The following is a 16,569-nucleotide window of genomic DNA, read 5'->3' as shown; positions in this document are numbered from 1 at the left end:
TTGATGGACACTCTCGACGTATGGCTATTGTCGATCTCGGTAAGACCGCGTTCGGGCTGCGTCAGGTTTTTGCGGCGGCGGCGGTCTTGTTGGTCACTGCAGTATTTTTACCATTTCGCGATTCGGTAAATCAGACCGAGGTGGCTCTAACGCTTCTTCTTGCCGTGCTTTTTTCGTCGACCCTTTTTGGGAGCACATCGGGACTCGTTGCCTCGGTCGTTGGCATTCTCAGCTTTAATTTCTTCTTCCTTCCGCCATATCATACGTTCAATATATCTGGCCATGAGAACTGGATCGCGTTCGGTGTCTTCGTTGTAACGGCTTTCATAACGGGTCAGTTATCAGGATCTGCAAAGCGTCGCGCCGAAGAATCGGAAGCGAGACAGGCCGAAATAGAACGGCTTTATACCGAGCTTCAAAGCGCGTTTGAACAGGCGAGTCAGGCCGAGGCTCTCAGGCAAAGCGAAAGACTCAAATCATCGTTGCTCGACGCCGTAACACACGATCTAAGAACCCCGCTGACCTCGATCAAGGCCTCGGTTTCGACACTTCGAGCGGATAGCGGAAAGGACCTCCTCGACGACGAGACACGAAGCGAATTCCTCGAAGTGATCGAAGAAGAAACTGACAGGCTGAACAATTTCATTGAAGAAATGGTTGCGATCGCCAAGATCGAAGCTGAAGCGTCAAAACCGGATCGACGTTCCGCATCGGTCGATGAGATCGTCTCAAACGCGGTTGAACGAGCCAATCGCAGGATCAAGGGGCGTAAACTCGAGATCGACGTTGATCCGAACCTTCCGAATATTTACGCAGATGCAGCATCGATCTCTGAAGTCGTATTTACCTTGCTGGAAAACGCCGCAAAGTATTCATCGCCCGGAAGCCGGATCGCACTCGACGCCCGACCGGGCGCGGAAAGTACGGTCGTCATCGGCGTACAGGATCAGGGTCGAGGGATCGCTCCGGAATTACGTGAGAGGGTCTTCGATAAATTTTTCCGGGTTGAAGCGCAGGATGTGCATGTGACCGGAAGCGGTCTTGGCCTCGGGCTGGCGATCGCCCGCGGCATTTTAGAATCGCAAGGCGGCAGCATTAGGGTCGAGGACGCGGATGAGGGATTTAAGACCAAGTTTGTCATCACGCTGCCCGTTTTGGAAGAAGCGATAGACACGAGGGCTGAGACAAACGTAATATCGACACACGATCATGCCGAAAAGAATCTTAGTGATCGATGATGAATATCAGATCACACGCGTATTGAAACGAAGTCTCGGTGCTCACCGTTATGACGTCCGAACGGCAGCTGATGGCGAATCGGGCCTCGAGCTGTTTCGCGATTTTGATCCTGATCTTGTTATCACCGACCTCTCGATGCCCGAAATGAGCGGGATCGATGTTTGCCGCGCGATACGGAAACACTCAAGGACGCCAATAATCGTTCTTTCGGTCAAGGGCGAAGAACAGACCAAGGTCGCTGCGCTCGACGCCGGCGCAGACGATTACGTAACCAAGCCTTTCGGAATGGATGAACTGCTTGCCCGCGTTCGCGCATCGCTTCGACGTGTGCCTGAAGAAAGCGAACCAACCGCGATCGTCGAGGTCGGCGATCTGAAGTTGGACCATTCTCGAAGGATCGTCAGCGTTATGGGGAAGGATGTTCATTTGACACCGAAGGAATTTGAATTGATGGCCTATCTCATCGAAAATCATGACCGTGTAATAACTCATAGAAAGCTGCTGACGAAGATCTGGGGTGGAGACTACACCGAGCAGACGGAATATCTTCGGGTCTTCATCGGCAATCTCCGCAAAAAGATAGAACCGGCCCCGTCAAAGCCCCGTTACATCGTTACCGAGCCTTGGGTAGGTTATCGGTGTGTCCCCGCTCCTTAATCTTTACGAACTTTTTATTCGGTCTTTATCCATCTTTTACGCGAGCACTCGTAATCTCAAATTGTGCGGGCCATCCCGCCGGGAGTTTTTATGAGTGCAAATGTGATCAAAACAAAATTTGCTGGAACCTTGACTCGCGGCACGACAAAGCCGACGAACGGGAGATCGATATGGCCGACAGCTGCTACCGCAAGCCTCCTCGGCAGCGGGATCTTTTTCATCGTTGGAATTTTATTGTCGGCAGCGACGTCTGTTGGTTTGTTCGCGTCGTCACGCGCCGTGGCATCCGTTGATGTAGCCTTTCTCCTCATGGGATTTTTGCTCGCATTTCTTGGTGCTCATGCGATGGATCGAAGTGACGAGCTTCGCCGGGCGAAAGACCGCAAGACGTTCTACGTCCGGGACAGTCCGGTCGTCGATCTAACCGCTGCGAGGATCAGATTTTCGCGACGAAAGTAGTGTCTTGATCGTGAGATCCCTGTATCCGCCCGTTCCTTATTTTATAGACAGAGTTGCATGCATGAGGGAAAAACGAACCCGGGTCGTTATTGCAAGACAATGAAAAGATTTCTCATTTGCTTCTTCATTTTCAGTTTCATATTTTCGGTGCTCTTGGCCGTTCAGACGCGTGCACAGCAAACAATATTCAACGTACCGACATCCGACGTTCTAGAAAACGGGAAGGTGTATGTCGAACTTGATGCCGCGTTCAAACTCGACAAGACACAGGAATTCGGACGATTCTCGAGTTTTGTGCCGCGAGTCGTGATCGGAACGGGCGGCAATGTCGAGGTCGGCTTGAACGTTACCGGCAACATCCAGCCCGGTTCTGATTCAACAGCGATCGTTCCCACGATCAAGTGGAAGTTCTATCAAAACGAAAAGGAAGACCTCGCGTTGTTTGCAGGAACCCATTTTTACATTCCTGTCCGTAACAGGGCGTACAATTTCGGAACATACAGCTATGCCGCGGTAAGTAAAACGCTCAACAAAACACGGCTTACAGCTGGCGGGTTCGTTGCCAGCAAGAACGTATTTGCAGCAAATGCAACTCGTGCCGGTGCCCAGTTTGGAATCGAACAAACGCTGGACAATAAAGTCACGATCGCTGCAGATTGGATCACCGGCAAACACTCAAGTGGGTATTTAACGCCAGGTTTGATATACAAACCACATCCGAAGGTTACGACGTATTGGAGCTACTCGATCGGGAATACCGGAGCCTCGAACGGCAACCATTTCTTCCTGTTCGAGGTTGGCTACAACTTTAATTAGTGAGGCGAATGAAATGACCGATCTTGTCTTTATAACGGCGATTGCTTTGTTCTTTATGTTTGCTCTCGGCTACTTGAGCATTTGTTCGTTGCTTCGCAACGCGGAGCGTGAAAAATGACCGTTGAAACGATCGCAGCATTGACGTGTTTTGTTTTTCTCTTGGGCTATTTGGTCTTTGCTTTGCTGAAACCTGAAAAGTTCTAGACCTTCGGGCGGTGCTTTTATGACACTATACGGACTCCTTCAGATCTTGCTATTTTTCATCCTGATCCTCTTGATCACCAAACCAATGGGCATCTATCTGAAGATGGTTTACAACGGTGAGCGTACCCTTCTCGACCGTTTTGTTGGTCCCATTGAGCGGTTTGTGTACAAAGCGATCCGTGTTGATTCGGAGTCACCCATGAACTGGAAGCAGTACGGCGTGGCAATGCTGCTCTTCAGCCTTGTTTCATCGGTTTCGCTGTATATCATTCAACGGCTTCAGTTCTTTCTGCCGCTAAACCCACAGAGTCTCTCTGCTCCTTCCGAGGCGTCGTCGTTCAACACGGCTGTTTCGTTCGTGACCAATACAAATTGGCAGGGCTACGGCGGCGAGACCACGATGTCTTATCTGACACAGATGGCAGGCCTGACGGTTCAAAACTTTGCCTCTGCTGCAGTAGGCATGGCTTTAGCGATTGCATTCATCCGGGGTATCTCGCGCTTCGAGACGGAAGATCTCGGCAACTTCTGGGTCGACCTGGTTCGAGGGACGCTGTACGTGTTACTGCCTTTGTCATTCATTGCAGCCATCTTTTTCGTATCACAGGGCGTTATTCAGAATTTCAATCAATATGATTCAGCGAGGCTGATAGATCCATTCACAATTCAAATCGATAAGAAGGACTCGGATGGAAACACGATCGCTGATCTGAATGGTGAAGCTGTGACTGAAGCCACGTTGGTGGATACGCAATCGATAGCTCAGGGTCCCGTCGCCTCGCAGTTGGCGATAAAGATGCTCGGAACGAACGGAGGCGGCTTCTTCAATGCGAATTCAGCCCATCCGTTCGAGAATCCCACGCCGCTGTCGAACCTGATCCAGATGCTGCTTATCTTTTTGATCCCCGCGGGCTTCACTTACACATTAGGGCTCATGGTACGCTCACAGGGCCATGGGTGGGCGCTTTTTGGTGCGATGGCCGTGCTCTTTTTAGCCGGTGCGTTCGTCACATATATCGCAGAGGCCGCCGGAAATCCGCTTTTTCCAGCCACGGTCGATCAGGCGATCGTCGGCGGAAATATGGAAGGCAAGGAAGTGCGTTTTGGGGTAGCAGGATCATCACTTTTTGCAACGATAACGACCGCTGCGTCGTGCGGTGCGGTTATCGCCATGCACGACTCATTCACACCCATCGGCGGGATGATCCCGCTCGTAAACATTTTACTGGGTGAGGTGATCTTCGGCGGCGTTGGTGCCGGAATGTATGGAATGCTGATCTTTGTGATCCTCACCGTCTTTATTGCGGGCTTGATGGTCGGACGATCGCCGGAATACCTCGGCAACAAGATCGAACCCTATGACGTTCAGATGGCCATGCTTTACACGCTGATCTTCCCGGTCGTCATCCTTCTTCTGACCGCGGTTTCGGCGATGTCAGAAGATCTTGGCCTTTCTTCGTTGAACAACCAAGGTGCACACGGCCTGACCGAGATGCTTTATGCGTTCGCATCTGCCACCGGGAACAACGGCTCGGCTTTCGCCGGGCTCAACGCCAATACGCTCTGGTACAATTCGGCGCTCGGCTCGGCAATGCTTCTAGGGAGATTCTTGATGATAATTCCGATGCTGGCGATCGCTGGTAATCTCGCGCGAAAGAAACAGATTCCGGCAACCCTCGGCACATTCCCGGTAAACACACCATTGTTCGCCGCGCTTTTGGTTAGCGTGATCTTGATCGTCGGCGCACTTACGTTCTTTCCTGCTTTGAGCCTCTCGCCGGTTCTGGAACATTTTCAGATGAACGCCGGGCAGGTTTTCTGACAATATGAAAAAAGCAATTTCCATTTGGGACGTTACTATCATGCGGCAGGCACTCGTGGATTCGCTAAAAAAGCTCGATCCAAGACGAATGATCAGGAATCCGGTGATGTTCGTCGTTGAATTGGGCGCTCTATTTTTGACGATCAAACTTGTGGCTGCGGGTTTGACTGAAAATGCCGGATTTGAACTGCAGATTACGCTTTGGTTGTGGTTCACGGTGCTGTTTGCAAACTTTGCAGAGGCAATGGCCGAAGGGAGAGGAAAGGCCCAGGCTGATACTCTGCGAAGATCAAAGACCGAAACGGTTGCCAAGCTGGTCACTCCTGACGGCGGAACCAGGTCGATTAACGCATCTGAGCTGCGAAAGAATGATATTGTCCTGGTAGAGGCGGGCACGTTCATCCCAGGCGACGGTGAGGTCGTTGAAGGCGTCGCATCCGTCGATGAATCCGCGATCACAGGTGAATCGGCCCCTGTGATAAGAGAATCGGGCGGAGATCGTTCGGCAGTTACTGGCGGAACCAAGGTCCTTTCTGACTGGATCAAAGTGAGGATCACATCAAATCCCGGAGAGACCTTTCTTGATCGCATGATCGCGTTGGTCGAAGGAGCGGCGAGGCAGAAAACGCCGAACGAGATCGCGTTGAATATTCTGCTTGCCGGATTAACGATCATATTTTTGCTCGCGGTCGTAACACTTCAGCCGTTCGCGATCTACTCGGGAGCAGGTCAGACCGTGTTCGTCCTGATCTCACTCCTCGTTTGTCTGATCCCGACGACTATCGGCGGCCTGCTATCCGCGATCGGGATCGCTGGAATGGACCGGCTGATCCAGCACAATGTCCTCGCTATGTCGGGAAGGGCCGTCGAGGCTGCCGGCGACGTGAACACGCTGCTTTTGGACAAGACCGGGACGATCACGCTTGGAAATCGCCATGCTGCCGAATTCATTCCCCTCGCTGGCGTTTCTGCGGAACAGTTGGCTGACGCCGCACAACTCTCTTCGCTTGCGGACGAAACTCCCGAAGGACGCTCGATCGTTATCCTCGCAAAAGAGAAATACGGCCTTCGCGGCCGAGAGATAGCCGAACTCGGCGCAGACGCGAACTTCATCGGTTTTTCCGCGCAGACCCGAATGTCAGGCGTCGATATAAACGGCCGTGAGATAAGAAAAGGTGCCGTCGATGCGGTCGCTAAGTACCTCGGCGAAAAAGGACATAGGGCTACCGATGAGCTTCAGGAGATCGTCGAGCGGGTCGCGAAGGCCGGCGGAACACCGCTGGTCGTTGCTGACGATCGGTCGCCGTTGGGTGTGATCTATTTGAAGGACATCGTGAAAGGCGGGATGCGAGAGCGATTTAACCAGCTGCGGCAGATGGGCATCAAGACGGTGATGATCACGGGCGATAATCCGCTAACAGCTGCTTCAATTGCCAATGAAGCGGGCGTGGACGACTTCCTTGCCGAAGCGACGCCCGAAGATAAAATGTCGCTTATCAAACGAGAGCAGTCTGCCGGTAAGCTTGTTGCCATGACCGGTGATGGCACGAACGATGCCCCCGCACTTGCTCAGGCGGATGTCGGTGTCGCGATGAACACGGGGACGCAGGCTGCCAAAGAAGCAGGAAATATGGTCGATCTGGATAGCGACCCGACCAAACTGATCGAGATCGTTGAGATCGGCAAACAGTTGCTGATGACGCGTGGAGCGTTGACGACATTCTCGATAGCGAACGATGTCGCGAAGTATTTCGCCATTTTGCCGGCGATGTTCGTTGCGACGTTTCCCGTACTTGACGCCCTCAACATAATGAACCTCGCGACGCCGCAGTCGGCGATCCTTTCGGCGGTGATCTTCAACGCCCTCGTTATAATTGCGTTGATCCCGCTGGCTCTAAAGGGCGTTGGGTATCGGGCAATGTCTGCTTCAAGCCTTTTGAGACGAAATTTGCTTCTTTATGGATTGGGAGGACTCCTGGCGCCATTTCTCGGTATCAAAGCGATCGATCTTTTGATCACAGCCGTCGGGCTTGCTTAAGGCGAAGGACAATTCAATGAAAGATCTAATGACATCGATTTTGACAATGCTCGTTTTGACGTTTGCTGTCGGTCTTATCTATCCGCTTGCTGTAACCGGTATCGCTCAGATCGTATTTCCTCGGCAAGCGAATGGCTCATTGATCGTACGAGACGGAATCGTCGTTGGTTCGGAGCTGATCGGACAAAGATTCTCATCCGAGCGGTACTTTCACTCCCGGCCGTCGGCTGCAGGCAGTGGATACGACGCAGCGGCTTCTGGCGGTTCGAATCTTGGCCCAACGAGCAAGAAGTTGATCGATCGCGTCACCGCGGATGTTCAAGGCATCTCGGTCCATGGGCCCGGGTCGCTTATTCCGGCAGACCTTCTGACCACAAGTGCATCAGGCCTCGATCCGCATATTTCTCCTGCTGCGGCCGAATTTCAAATTGCGCGGGTTGCGAAGGCCCGTAATATCAGCGAGAAAGAAATAGGCAAATTGGTCGAGAGATCCACACATCGGAGAACACTCGGCTTGCTCGGTGAACCGCGAGTGAACGTCGTAATGCTGAACTTGGAACTCGATAAAATACCCCAATGATCGCAAATGTTCGTCGATACCGAAACAACTGATTCTCCAAACCGTAACAGTTCGCGGCCGACGCCCGATCAACTTCTTAGAATGGTCGATGAAAGCGAACGCGCGAAACTTCGAGTATATATAGGTGCGGCGGCGGGTGTCGGAAAGACGTACCGCATGCTTCAGGATGCTCATCAGCTTCGCGACCAAGGCATTGACGTTGTGATCGCCGTGGTAGAGACCCACGGCCGCTTTGAGACGGAAGAGCAGATAAAGGACCTCGAACAGATCCCACTGCGGCGGGTCGAATACAAGGGCTCTAAATTCGACGAGATGGATCTGGAGGCCGTAATTGAAAGGCGTCCGGCGGTCGCGATCGTGGACGAACTCGCACACTCGAACATCCCGGGTTCGAAGCACGCCAAGCGTTATGAGGATGTGCTTGAATTAGTAGAAAACGGCATATCGGTCATAACGGCCGTTAACATTCAGCACATCGAATCGCTAAATGATGTAATTTCGCGAACCACCGGCGTAATGGTGCGCGAAACGATCCCTGATTCGTTCTTCAAACGAGCCGACGAGATCATCGATGTCGACGTATCGATCGACACACTCCGAACTCGGCTTCGCCAGGGTAAGGTGTATTCGATCGAAAAGATCGAACAGGCACTGAATAACTTCTTCCGGAAGGGCAACCTTGCCGCACTCCGTGAACTTGCGCTTCGACAGGTCGCTTTGCATCAATCCGTTCAGGACCACGCCTACCGCGAACGCGAGGGATTGGAGCAATTTGTAGTTCCCGAAAAGGTAATGGTCTGCATGGCAAGCCGCGGCAGCGCAGCAAAACTTCTGAGAACCGGTGCCCGGATCGTCGGAAGACATGCCTACAAGGACTGGTACGCCGTTTATGTCGAAACACCGGACGAAGAACCCGGCCGTATCGCACCTGCGACCTACGCGGTGCTTCAGGAGAACATAAAGCTTGCCAGCTCGCTCGGTGCCGAAGTTGTTCGGCTCAAAGGTACAAATGTCGCAGATGAGCTTTTACAATTTGCGCGCGAACATGAGGTGACTCACGTGATCTTTGGGCAATCGGCCAGGTCACGGTGGGAAATAATTTGGAAAGGTTCGGTCATAAATCGGTTCCTCAAAGAGGTACGAGACGCAGCTGTTCATGTAGTGCCGCTGGATGATAACGGCAATTAGGCAAGGAAATCTTTACGAAATCTTTATGAACTGTGTGTAATTCTGACTGCTTTGCTTGAGCAAAGCAGGACGGAAATATGCACGACCCATCCGCATCGGCCGACATTCATTCAACATACGCAGATATACAAATACCGAAAGAGTCGCCGAAGGGCAGCTATTTGGCCGGCCTTTCGCTCGCGGCTCTCGGTGTTGTTTACGGCGACATCGGAACCTCGCCGCTTTATGCGATTCGCGAGTGTTTCCACGGCCCGCATGCGATAACACCAACCGGCGAAAACGTCTTGGGAGTCCTTTCTTTGATCTTCTGGTCGCTGATCATCGTCATCTCGGTCAAATACCTGGTCTTTGTGCTGAAAGCCGACAATCAAGGCGAGGGCGGAATACTCTCTCTTGCCGCACTCACGACGCCGATCACGCCGTCACGAAAATCGGAAAAGCGGCTGTTGATAGCCCTCGGCGTTTTCGGAGCCGCTTTGCTTTACGGTGATGGGATCCTGACCCCGGCCATATCAATACTTGGCGCTATGGAAGGGTTGACCGTCGCAACCCCAAGGCTAACACCATTGGTCGTGCCGATCACGATCGCAATTATCATCGCGCTTTTTGCGATCCAAAGCCGCGGAACAGCCGGCATCGGGCGGATCTTTGGCCCAGCCACTCTTGTCTGGTTTCTGACGCTGGGAGTACTCGGCGGCGCTCAGGTCATATCCTACCCAAAAGTACTCACGGCCGTGAATCCGCTGGAGGCGATCGACTTCTTTGCCCGAAACGGCTGGCACGGATTCGTCATTCTCGGTTCAGTATTTCTGGTCGTCACCGGCGGTGAAGCACTATACGCGGACATGGGCCATTTCGGACGCCGCCCGATCCGGCTTGCGTGGTTCACGGTCGCACTTCCTGGATTGCTTCTTAACTATTTCGGACAAGGTGCTCTGCTTCTTGAAGATCCTGCACTCGCAGAAAATCCGTTCTATCTCCTCGCCCCGTCATGGGCGCTCTACCCGATGGTGTTCTTGGCCACGTGCGCGGCGATCATCGCGTCGCAAGCGATCATCTCAGGGGCATATTCCCTCACGATGCAGGCGATCCAATTGGGGCTGATTCCACGCCTGCGGATCTTGCACACATCGAGCAAAGAGATCGGCCAGATCTATTTGCCGGCGGTCAATTGGGCGCTCATGATCGGCTGCATCGCGGTCGTGCTAGGCTTTCAGACATCGAGCAGGCTGGCTTCGGCATATGGCATCGCCGTAACGTCTACGATGGTGATAACGACTGTGCTCTTTTACTTCGTTGCCCGGGAACGCTGGGAATGGGGTTTTGCCCCGACCGCGGCATTATGCAGTTTGTTCCTTGTGATCGATCTTGCGTTTTTCGGTGCAAATATCATCAAGGTCCTTGACGGTGGTTGGTTCCCGCTGTTGCTCGCAGGTACAGTGTTCTTAGTGATGTTCACCTGGAAGAAAGGCCGGAGCCTTTTGCAGGCCCGGATCCAGGCCGAGACGCAGGAACTTGAAGAGTTTCTGAACGAGATCGAACGAAGACATGTTATGCGGGTTTCCGGTACAGCTGTCTTTATGAACGGAAACGCAACCCGCACCCCTCCGGCATTGCTGCACAATCTCGAACACAACAAGGTACTTCACGAACGCGTTATCTTTGTTACGGTGAAGACAAGGCCGATACCCTATGTTGATGCCGCCGAACGATCCCGTTTCGAAGCTTTGGGAAATGGCTTCAGTCGTATCCGCATCTACTTCGGCTATATGGAAAAACCGGATATCCCGTACGCCCTTGCCGCTGTCGATCAGCCGGGTTTTGTCTTTCGTCCAGAGGAAACGACCTATTTCCTCGGTCGCGAGACGATCATAGCTTCGGGCAAGATCGCTGGAATGGCAAGATGGCGCGAGAAGCTGTTCGCATTCCTTTCACGTAATGCTCGAAGTGCTACTTCGTATTTCAGGATTCCAGCCGATCGCGTGGTCGAGCTCGGGGAACAGGTCGAGATCTAGGCGGTGATTATCACGGCCTTCGTTCCGGTCAGCTCTGAAAAATCCTTGGTGTAAATTGCCTCGACCTTTCTGCCGATCACGTCAGAGATGTCCTGGGTCGAAACGAACCCGCTCTCGACATGAGCGATCGCCCATTTTCGGATGTGGCCCGCAGTCTTGAGAGAATCTTCGAGCAACTGCAAATACTGCGATTTGGTCTCGACCGGCATGCCGAGTTTGCCATCTCGGATCCGCTGCAGCTCGGGCCAGAACTCACTTCCGCCTCGAAGCCACTCTTCTTTCCAGACGACCCGCTCGGAGTAACCCGAACGAGTTCCCGAACGAGCTGCGGGAAGCCTCAGAAACAGAAGTTCACATCGGCTTTCAGCAAGAAATTCATTGATCGCTTTGTTTTGGCAATTGTTGTTCTGCCCGTTGTTGACCGGATCCGGAAGCATCGTCCATAGCCGGCGATAAACTGTGGAAAGCGGCTGTCGCAACTCGCGAGTATCTTCGCTGAAAGAAAGCACATAATCGCCCACCGCCATCACGAGTTCCGCAGCGATCGCAAACGCGAAAGGCGACTGCAGACGATCGAGATTTCGGCGAACATTATCGAACCACCACGAATCGGTCTCACCGAAATATGCTCTCAGCGAAGGATTTTGCAGCTTGTGTCCCGGGACATAGGCGTCATCGAGGATAAGGTTGATATCATCTGCAGTAAGACGCTCGGCGTTGTTTTGGATGGTGGCCAATGCCCGTGTCCAGGCAGACTGTAGGAGGTCGTTCGAGAGAACCCGGATCCCAAATCGCTTCAAACTACAGCCAAGATGCGGCGTCGGAGTAAATGGCATCGCAACCGATGTGAACTTCATACGACGAAGCACATTGATCTCGAAAGCGAGCCAGCCGACCGGAGAGGCTTTTGTTTGTAGGAACATAAATCTATGACCAATTCAGAACTTTCGTGCGAGCGCCAAGCCCTTTTTTGCAGCAAAGTCGGTCGCTTGCAGCGAGCTGGAACGGCAGTGGCTATTTCGCAAAAACCGTAGAAAGATCGTTAAATCCCTTGAATTCCAAGGCATTTCCGCTTGGGTCAAGAAAGAACATCGTTGCCTGTTCACCGACCTCACCTGCGAATCTGATCTTTGGCTCAATGACGAACTCGACACCCTTCGCTCGCAGCTTTTCGGATAGCGCCTTCCAATCATCCATCGGAAGGACGATGCCAAAATGGGGCACCGGAACGTGGTCGGCATCGACGTCATTGACGGCCCTGATCCCGACCGATTCCGGAGCCAAATGCGTCACGATCTGATGGCCGTATAGATCAAAATCGATCCAGCTATCCGAGCTTCGTCCTTCTTTACACTCGAGTATGCCTCCATAAAACCGACGGGCGGCATTAAGATCATGAACCGGAAAGGCGAGGTGAAACAAATTTTTCATACAGAGTGTTTATGAGCGGTTCTTGACGAGCTGTCTTATCGCACCGAGGTGATACGCGGTATGGGCTATCATTGCGATCGCTTCGCCAACCCGGTCCTGTGTCCATTCCTCAACGCCGGCGATGCATCGAAGCAGATTCTCATACGAACGCCTGGTGCTGTCGCGAAGTGCGGCCCATTCAGTTTCGTTCACAGTCTCGATCAGCCAGCTATCTTCCCAGTTTACTTGTTCGGTTCGTCCGTTGATGAATTCGCACATTCGGTCGAGGTAGAACTTTGTATGTTCGGTCTGCGCGGCGATCGTCGTACCCGATCGATCCTTCGATGCCTCGTCGGCCGATAGCTCGTCGATCGTAATGAAAAGTCCTGCTCCACGGTCGAGAAATGCCGAAGGCATCCCCTCAGGCGGTCCTTCGAACGTTTCGCGCAGCAAATATGCGACCGACTCACGAAAATACAGCTTCGAGACGGTATTCTGATCGCTTTCCATATATGCTAACCTTGGCTCCGTGGCCGAAGACATTCAGAAATTCATCGACGAACTGACGGGCAGCCTTGCCTCGGGCGATTTTATTAAGCTTACACTCAGTAATTATAAGGGCACGAGTGACCAACTGCAAAAGATCCTCGCGCGAATGGTGGAGACGAAACGCGGGAAGCGCGTGTTGGTGCGGATCAAGTTCACAAATAAGGAAGTCACGAAGAACTTTGAAACGGCAGAAGCGGTACCTGTCCTTATCGATCACCTGCGATCCGGGTGCCGGAGCGCCCACCTTTTCACCGCAAAGAACGATATTCAATTGACCATCGGGAAACGAAATTCTCGAGCAAGGGTTGGGAGGCCGACATTGCTTCCGTCTTCCTACCTGGTTCATGACCGTCCCAAGACCACGATCGTCAACCCCGATGCTTACTATCTCAAGGCTTTGGGCATCACCACCGACAGCGGTGAGGTCCGGGCGCAGAATAAAGACAAGTGGAAGCAGATAAATAAGTTCGTCGAGATCGTCGATGGGCTGTACGAACGTTCTAGCCTGCGCGGCCGATCCGACTTTACGGTCGTCGATATGGGCTCAGGGAAGGGATATCTCACGTTTGCCCTCTATGATCATTTTCGCAACAGGAAAGGGGTAAGGCCCACCATCACCGGTATTGAGACGCGTCAAGATCTGACCGACCTTTGCAATGAGGTGGCAGAGGCAGGCGGCTACGACGGATTGAGTTTTGTTCAAGGAACGATCAACGATGTTTCGGTCAACAATGCCGATATCCTTATCGCCCTGCATGCCTGCGATACCGCTACTGACGATGCCTTGTTCAAAGCGATAACTATCGGCTCCGAGATCATCGTTGTCGCACCGTGCTGCCACCACGAAGTAAAACAGCAGATGAAGGCGCCGGCCCTTTTCAACGAGATGCTTAAACATGGCGTCTTACATGAAAGAACCGCTGAGACCGTTACAGACGGTGTTCGTTCGATGCTTTTGGAATCTCGCGGCTACAAAACTAAGCTGTTCGAGTTCGTCTCAAGCGAACACACGCCGAAGAATAACCTGCTCGTTGCCGTTAATTCGGGGAGAACCAACGTCTACGAAAGCATTGAACGCCAGGTTGCGACGATCTTAGAAGAATTCGGTATCACACATCAGAGGCTCTTCGACCGGCTTCGATTTTCGGCTCAAGCTCAATAAAAAAACCGGGCAGCCGTCGAAGCTAACCCGGTGATCTGCTGAGTTATGGTCTGGAAATTAGTGGGAATTCAGAGTGAAGCCAGTTACGTTTGCCTTTCCGATGTTGAACCCCTCAGTGAAGGCTGTGGTCTCAAAGACCGCATTTAATGCTCCCGCCGCCGCCGCACTTAGGGTAACGCCGACATTGTTTATCGTCACAAAGTTCCCGAACCGTCCGACCTCCGCATTGCTCAGGTCCAGGTCAAAAAGCGGGATCCGGTCGACCACACTGCCGTTCGCGGATGCCAAGCCGTTGATCGACGGCTCAGCTCCGAGTGTTGTGATAGCAAATCCTTCGATCCGAACAGATGCCGATCCGCGTTGAAATATGAGTCCATTCGAATGAAGGATCTCACCTCGGAGATTAGCGGCGTCAAGTGTTCCCGAGGTGATCGGAAATGTTACGCGACCTCGACGTATCGGAATTCGCGAAAGCGGCGAGACATTGATGTTGAGGCTTCCGACCGCAAGGACGAACGCATTGCTCAGGCGGACATTGGTCGCACCGCCGAAAAAGTGTATCTGCGAATCAACGACCTCAGTCGTCGGTGCTTCTTTTACGATCGGCTCGTTGTTCTTCTGAGCAGCAACGGAGGCCACTGAAAGTGTGAGGATTGCAAGAACCAAAACTAGATTTCTCATGAAGGTCTCCTTGAATTTGTTTTTTTTTCGACTGGATGGTTTTTCGCTTGACGGCAGGTTCCGGATTCACGAATTTCTCATGAATGCCTCGGACCGACCTCGATCCTGAAGTGCCCGAACGCGGCACGCAGGCCGGGTGGCGTGGCCAATGTTGACCAAATCCAAATATATTCGTACAATTGGGGATTGCCTTAAATCGGCGAGGTTATAGTTATGAAAGCTGAAATTCATCCGAACTATCAAGAGATCACCGTTGCATGTGCATGCGGCCATTCGTTCAAAACGCGGTCGACAATGGGCGAAGAGCTGCACATAGAAATTTGCTCGGAGTGCCATCCGTTCTTTACCGGCAAACAAAAGCTGGTTGATACGGCCGGACGCGTTGACCGTTTCAACAAGCGATACGCTCGGGGTGCTCAAGCAACAAAATAGTGTCGCTTAATCGTCATTAGCCTTGTAAAATCTGACGCCGTCGCTTTTAGCGCCGATCGCAGGAGTTGTGTCCGGATCAACTCTCGAAAGGCATGAGAAAGCCGGCGTCAATTGATTTTGCGGTCGTTCCATTTGTGCCGAAAGGCGAGTTTCGGCGCTCTTAGAGGCAGGTAATTCAAAATGAGATCGTCTCGGAAACTTCGATTTCTTCACACGGTTTTTGCAATGGAGCGCGACCTGATAGTCGGCGGGCAAGCGGTCATGGAAGGGGTGATGATGCGGACGCCCTCGGCTTATGCGATCGCGTGTCGAAAGTCAGATGGTTCGATCGTCACAACGGCCGAAAAGCTGCCGAAATGGAGCGATAAGTACAAGTGGCTGAACATACCTGTCATTCGAGGCGGAGCGACTTTGATCCAAACAATGGCATTGGGCATAAAGGCCCTGAACTTTTCTGCGAAGGTCTATGAAGACGATCAGAAAGCAAAGGAAGAAATCTCAAGAGACCGCACCGGCGAGCTTGAATCGGTACTGATCGATGGAACGCTCGACGAGTCTTTTTCGAAAGCCCCTGTAAAGGTGATAATGCCGACGGGCACCAAACCCGCGACCAGCGGACAATCGGCCAGCGCGATCGGATCGATAATTTTTGCTCTGGCGTTCAATATCTTGCTCTTCGTTGTCGCGCCGTTGCTTCTAACCAACATTGCGTTCATCTGGCTAGGCTGGGCCGAAGCACCGCTGTTAGCGGCCGATGCAAGTTGGTGGCGGAATGCTGCGGCCTATATTTGGGAGACCAAGCCGCATTCCTGGGTTGCATTCAATCTCATCGACGGCGTTATTCGAATGATCTTTTTTGTGATCATGATCTATTCGATGTCGTTCCTGAAAGACATTCGACGGGTTTTCGAATATCACGGTGCCGAGCACAAAACCGTGTTTACGTGGGAAAAAGGCCTTGCGCTGACCGTCGCCAACGCGAAACCGCAGAGGCGGCAGCATCCCCGGTGTGGCACTTCGTTCCTTATGGTCGTGATGCTCGTCGCGATCGTCCTGTTTTCGGTGATCAAATTTGATGCCCTTTGGATGAATCTCGCGGTCAGGATCGCGTTAATGCCCCTGGTTGCGGGACTTTCCTATGAAGTGATCAGATACGCGGCCAAGAAAGAATCGGGTGCGATCTTTAAGTTCATGACGCTGCCGGGCATTTGGCTCCAGAACATCACGACGCAGGAACCCGACGGCGAACAATTGGAAGTCGCGATCGAGGCTTTGAACGAATCGCTCAAACTCGAGCCCCATACCGTTTGACTCGCT

Annotated in this window: 18 protein-coding genes; 13 read left to right on the top strand and 5 right to left on the bottom strand. The window is 52.6% G+C overall.

Features of this window, described 5'->3' with window-relative positions; translation table 11 throughout:
• The first annotated feature begins 20 nt into the window (after positions 1-20).
• Entirely contained in the window at positions 21-1,238 is a 1,218-nt protein-coding gene (locus IPM28_16315; protein ID MBK9174549.1) for a DUF4118 domain-containing protein, read from the top strand.
• Positions 1,210-1,896 carry a response regulator transcription factor gene (locus tag IPM28_16310; protein ID MBK9174548.1) on the top strand — a complete coding sequence of 229 codons (687 nt, stop codon included), beginning with the start codon at positions 1,210-1,212 and terminating at the stop codon, positions 1,894-1,896. Before IPM28_16315 ends, IPM28_16310 begins: the two co-directional genes overlap by 29 nt.
• Before the next feature lie 56 nt (positions 1,897-1,952).
• On the opposite strand, the gene IPM28_16305 is transcribed toward IPM28_16310, so the two are convergent.
• Positions 1,953-2,117 (bottom strand): hypothetical protein, encoded by a 165-nt coding sequence (locus IPM28_16305; protein ID MBK9174547.1) that lies wholly within the window; start codon positions 2,115-2,117, stop codon positions 1,953-1,955.
• Positions 2,118-2,205: 88 nt separating this feature from the next.
• On the opposite strand from IPM28_16305, the gene IPM28_16300 reads away from it, so the two are divergent.
• The 8 genes from IPM28_16300 to IPM28_16265 all read left to right on the top strand — a co-directional run bounded on the left by IPM28_16300 (position 2,206) and on the right by IPM28_16265 (position 11,018).
• A complete protein-coding gene (locus tag IPM28_16300; GenBank protein ID MBK9174546.1) occupies positions 2,206-2,355 on the top strand; it encodes a hypothetical protein in 150 nt (49 codons plus the stop codon).
• Between the two features lie 99 nt (positions 2,356-2,454).
• A complete protein-coding gene (locus IPM28_16295; GenBank protein ID MBK9174545.1) occupies positions 2,455-3,171 on the top strand; it encodes a hypothetical protein in 717 nt (238 codons plus the stop codon).
• Between the two features lie 114 nt (positions 3,172-3,285).
• Positions 3,286-3,375, top strand: a complete 90-nt coding sequence (gene kdpF, locus IPM28_16290; protein MBK9174544.1) for a K(+)-transporting ATPase subunit F — start codon at positions 3,286-3,288, stop codon at positions 3,373-3,375.
• Positions 3,376-3,394: 19 nt separating this feature from the next.
• Positions 3,395-5,197 (top strand): potassium-transporting ATPase subunit KdpA, encoded by a 1,803-nt coding sequence (gene kdpA, locus IPM28_16285; protein ID MBK9174543.1) that lies wholly within the window; start codon positions 3,395-3,397, stop codon positions 5,195-5,197.
• A 4-nt stretch (positions 5,198-5,201) separates the two neighbouring features.
• Positions 5,202-7,235: a potassium-transporting ATPase subunit KdpB gene (kdpB, locus tag IPM28_16280; protein ID MBK9174542.1), complete on the top strand. Its 2,034-nt coding sequence runs from the start codon at positions 5,202-5,204 to the stop codon at positions 7,233-7,235.
• A gap of 16 nt (positions 7,236-7,251) precedes the next feature.
• Positions 7,252-7,815 (top strand): potassium-transporting ATPase subunit KdpC, encoded by a 564-nt coding sequence (gene kdpC / locus IPM28_16275; GenBank protein ID MBK9174541.1) that lies wholly within the window; start codon positions 7,252-7,254, stop codon positions 7,813-7,815.
• Positions 7,816-7,821: 6 nt separating this feature from the next.
• The gene (locus IPM28_16270) at positions 7,822-9,003 is read left to right on the top strand and encodes a histidine kinase (protein MBK9174540.1); all 1,182 of its coding nucleotides are present in this window, start codon (positions 7,822-7,824) and stop codon (positions 9,001-9,003) included.
• A gap of 77 nt (positions 9,004-9,080) precedes the next feature.
• Positions 9,081-11,018, top strand: a complete 1,938-nt coding sequence (locus IPM28_16265; protein ID MBK9174539.1) for a potassium transporter Kup — start codon at positions 9,081-9,083, stop codon at positions 11,016-11,018.
• On the opposite strand, the gene IPM28_16260 is transcribed toward IPM28_16265, so the two are convergent.
• From IPM28_16260 to IPM28_16250, 3 genes are all read right to left on the bottom strand, one after another.
• Positions 11,015-11,941 carry a hypothetical protein gene (locus IPM28_16260; GenBank protein MBK9174538.1) on the bottom strand — a complete coding sequence of 309 codons (927 nt, stop codon included), beginning with the start codon at positions 11,939-11,941 and terminating at the stop codon, positions 11,015-11,017. The genes IPM28_16265 and IPM28_16260 overlap by 4 nt on opposite strands.
• A 91-nt stretch (positions 11,942-12,032) precedes the next feature.
• Entirely contained in the window at positions 12,033-12,449 is a 417-nt protein-coding gene (locus IPM28_16255; protein ID MBK9174537.1) for a VOC family protein, read from the bottom strand.
• Between the two features lie 9 nt (positions 12,450-12,458).
• Positions 12,459-12,938: a hypothetical protein gene (locus tag IPM28_16250; protein MBK9174536.1), complete on the bottom strand. Its 480-nt coding sequence runs from the start codon at positions 12,936-12,938 to the stop codon at positions 12,459-12,461.
• A gap of 19 nt (positions 12,939-12,957) precedes the next feature.
• On the opposite strand from IPM28_16250, the gene IPM28_16245 reads away from it, so the two are divergent.
• Positions 12,958-14,139 carry an SAM-dependent methyltransferase gene (locus IPM28_16245; protein ID MBK9174535.1) on the top strand — a complete coding sequence of 394 codons (1,182 nt, stop codon included), beginning with the start codon at positions 12,958-12,960 and terminating at the stop codon, positions 14,137-14,139.
• A 57-nt stretch (positions 14,140-14,196) separates the two neighbouring features.
• Here IPM28_16245 and IPM28_16240 read toward each other — a convergent pair whose 3' ends face one another.
• Entirely contained in the window at positions 14,197-14,820 is a 624-nt protein-coding gene (locus IPM28_16240) for a hypothetical protein (GenBank protein MBK9174534.1), read from the bottom strand.
• Positions 14,821-15,033: 213 nt separating this feature from the next.
• On the opposite strand from IPM28_16240, the gene rpmE reads away from it, so the two are divergent.
• On the top strand, positions 15,034-15,252 hold the full coding sequence (gene rpmE, locus IPM28_16235; GenBank protein MBK9174533.1) for a 50S ribosomal protein L31: 219 nt from the start codon (positions 15,034-15,036) through the stop codon (positions 15,250-15,252).
• 180 nt (positions 15,253-15,432) lie between these two features.
• Positions 15,433-16,563: a DUF1385 domain-containing protein gene (locus tag IPM28_16230; GenBank protein MBK9174532.1), complete on the top strand. Its 1,131-nt coding sequence runs from the start codon at positions 15,433-15,435 to the stop codon at positions 16,561-16,563.
• Positions 16,564-16,569 lie beyond the last annotated feature (6 nt).

The sequence above is a fragment of the Chloracidobacterium sp. genome, assembly GCA_016716305.1.
Taxonomy (GTDB): domain Bacteria; phylum Acidobacteriota; class Blastocatellia; order Pyrinomonadales; family Pyrinomonadaceae; genus OLB17.
This window is presented reverse-complemented; position numbering and strand designations above follow the sequence as displayed.

Excerpts from the sequence above, each read along its gene's own strand:
- IPM28_16315 (MBK9174549.1), top strand. The coding sequence starts at position 21 with ATGGCTATTGTCGATCTCGGTAAGACCGCGTTCGGGCTGCGTCAGGTT.
- IPM28_16310 (MBK9174548.1), top strand. The coding sequence starts at position 1,210 with ATGCCGAAAAGAATCTTAGTGATCGATGATGAATATCAGATCACACGC.
- IPM28_16305 (MBK9174547.1), bottom strand. The coding sequence starts at position 2,117 with ATGAAAAAGATCCCGCTGCCGAGGAGGCTTGCGGTAGCAGCTGTCGGC.
- IPM28_16300 (MBK9174546.1), top strand. The coding sequence starts at position 2,206 with ATGGGATTTTTGCTCGCATTTCTTGGTGCTCATGCGATGGATCGAAGT.
- IPM28_16295 (MBK9174545.1), top strand. The coding sequence starts at position 2,455 with ATGAAAAGATTTCTCATTTGCTTCTTCATTTTCAGTTTCATATTTTCG.
- kdpF (MBK9174544.1), top strand. The coding sequence starts at position 3,286 with ATGACCGTTGAAACGATCGCAGCATTGACGTGTTTTGTTTTTCTCTTG.
- kdpA (MBK9174543.1), top strand. The coding sequence starts at position 3,395 with ATGACACTATACGGACTCCTTCAGATCTTGCTATTTTTCATCCTGATC.
- kdpB (MBK9174542.1), top strand. The coding sequence starts at position 5,202 with ATGAAAAAAGCAATTTCCATTTGGGACGTTACTATCATGCGGCAGGCA.
- kdpC (MBK9174541.1), top strand. The coding sequence starts at position 7,252 with ATGAAAGATCTAATGACATCGATTTTGACAATGCTCGTTTTGACGTTT.
- IPM28_16270 (MBK9174540.1), top strand. The coding sequence starts at position 7,822 with ATGTTCGTCGATACCGAAACAACTGATTCTCCAAACCGTAACAGTTCG.
- IPM28_16265 (MBK9174539.1), top strand. The coding sequence starts at position 9,081 with ATGCACGACCCATCCGCATCGGCCGACATTCATTCAACATACGCAGAT.
- IPM28_16260 (MBK9174538.1), bottom strand. The coding sequence starts at position 11,941 with ATGTTCCTACAAACAAAAGCCTCTCCGGTCGGCTGGCTCGCTTTCGAG.
- IPM28_16255 (MBK9174537.1), bottom strand. The coding sequence starts at position 12,449 with ATGAAAAATTTGTTTCACCTCGCCTTTCCGGTTCATGATCTTAATGCC.
- IPM28_16250 (MBK9174536.1), bottom strand. The coding sequence starts at position 12,938 with ATGGAAAGCGATCAGAATACCGTCTCGAAGCTGTATTTTCGTGAGTCG.
- IPM28_16240 (MBK9174534.1), bottom strand. The coding sequence starts at position 14,820 with ATGAGAAATCTAGTTTTGGTTCTTGCAATCCTCACACTTTCAGTGGCC.
- rpmE (MBK9174533.1), top strand. The coding sequence starts at position 15,034 with ATGAAAGCTGAAATTCATCCGAACTATCAAGAGATCACCGTTGCATGT.
- IPM28_16230 (MBK9174532.1), top strand. The coding sequence starts at position 15,433 with ATGAGATCGTCTCGGAAACTTCGATTTCTTCACACGGTTTTTGCAATG.